The 352-nt window shown below is 67.9% G+C and carries 1 protein-coding gene; it reads left to right on the top strand.

Annotated elements, in window-relative coordinates:
* Positions 1 to 119: 119 nt before the first annotated feature.
* On the top strand, positions 120 to 352 hold a 233-nt coding region (locus tag G6R25_RS24705), incomplete at its 3' end, for a DUF6444 domain-containing protein (protein WP_419469421.1).

Genomic DNA, 352 nt, shown 5'->3' with positions numbered 1-352 from the left:
GTAACTGGTCAGGTCTGTAGATCGTTTGTTTTCGGTTTCCCGGTTGGCCGGGTGCTGTCGATGGCCCGGGGGGCCGGGTCGTTGGTGCTGTGTGGTTGATCGGACCGTAGGGTCCGGGTGTGCCTGAGGAGCCGCCCGGCGAAGGGTCCGCGCCGTCGTATGACGAGCTTGCGGTGCTGGTGGTGGGTCTGCGGGTGCAGCTGGTCAAGACGGCCGCGGCGTTGGAGCGGGCTCTGGCGCGGGTCGCCGAGCTGGAGGCTCAGGTCGCGAAGAACTCGCGGAACTCGGCGAAGCCGCCAAGCTCGGACGGGCTGGGTAAACCGCCGCGGACGTCTCTGCGGAAGAAGTCCGG

It is taken from the genome of Candidatus Frankia alpina (assembly GCF_902806485.1).
In the GTDB taxonomy this organism is placed as follows: Bacteria; Actinomycetota; Actinomycetes; order Frankiales; family Frankiaceae; genus Frankia; species Frankia alpina.
The sequence above is the reverse complement of the archived record's forward strand: the minus strand, read 5'-3'. Positions and strand labels throughout refer to the sequence as shown.